At 65.5% G+C, this 1,249-nt stretch carries 1 protein-coding gene; it reads right to left on the minus strand.

What is annotated here, in order from left to right:
* Positions 1 to 35: 35 nt before the first annotated feature.
* Positions 36 to 1,157: an IS630 family transposase gene (locus AC07EG_RS40275; protein WP_478258541.1), complete on the minus strand. Its 1,122-nt coding sequence runs from the start codon at positions 1,155 to 1,157 to the stop codon at positions 36 to 38.
* Positions 1,158 to 1,249 lie beyond the last annotated feature (92 nt).

Consider the following 1,249-nt stretch of genomic DNA (forward strand, 5'->3'; position numbering starts at 1 on the left):
GCTAGTGCTGTGACCACATAGGTTGGCCGGGTTGGTCAGGCGGCGTGTGTGACGCGCTGGCCCCAGGTGCGGTGGCGTTCGCTGCGAATACGTGCTCGCTCGCGGCGTTGGGCGGCGAGGATGTCGGGGTGACGTGTATTGGCGTTGCGCCACCGCAGGTAGCGGTGCAGAGCACGAGTCGCGACGGTGTGGTTCGGGTGGTTCGATCCGGCGATCACAAACATTTTCAGCGGCCCGAAGTGCGCTTCGATCGGGTTGGCCCAGGAACTGTAGGTCGGGGTGAAGCACAGTTCGACGTTGCAGCGGTTGGCCCACGCTCGGATCGCGTTGCCTTTGTGGGCGGAGAGGTTGTCCAGGATGATGTAGATCGGTGCGCCGTCCGGGCGTGCGGCGCGGATGGACTTCAGCGCGGCCAGGGTGTTCGCGGCGGATTTTCGTGTTCGGACGACGCCCCAGAGGGTGTCGCCTCCCAGCGAGTAGCAGCCGTGGAACTGCCGGACGCCGCAGAGTTTGTGGTAGTTGGCAGGCAACCTGCCGGGATGGTTCTTCCTGGCCCAGCCGGCGCCGAGGTGTGGTCGGATGGTGAGCGGCCCGAACTCGTCGAACGCGAACACCCGGTCGGTGAAGTGGCTGCTCACGTGCTCGATGCGGGCGAGTTTGGTGTCCCGGTCGGGATCGTTGGACTCCTTCCAGGTTTTGGTTCGTTGGAAGGTGATGTCGTGCTTGCGCAGGAACTGCCGCAATCGTTCCCGGCCCACCACGACACGTCGGGTTCCGTGGTTGCGGGTCAGGTAAGCGGAGAGTTTGCGCAGGCTCCAGCGGGTGAAGGGCTGCTCGAGTGCTTCGGGTCGCGTGGTGGCCGTCGCGATGATGAACGCTTCGTCCTCAGGGCTGATCAGGCGGGGACGGCCACCCGCCCACTGAGGGTCCAGACAGGCCAGGCCCATCTCGTTGAACCGGTGGATCACCCCGCGGATCGCGTCCTCGTCACCTTGGACCAGGCGGGCGATGGCGGGAACGGTGTTTCCGCTGGCCGAGGCCATGATCACCATCGCCCGCCGCAACCGGACCGGCGACCCGGTGCCTCTACGCACGATCTTCTGCAGACGCTGACCCTCCTGATCGGTCAGCCGACGCGCTCGAACTGGTTCTGCCATCCGCCCACACTGCTACCCCAGCGGTCAACCCACGCGAACATCAACCGGCGTGTCACCAACCCGGCCAACCTATGTGGTCACAGCACTAGCGC

The sequence above is a fragment of the Amycolatopsis sp. NPDC045836 genome (assembly GCF_056431745.1).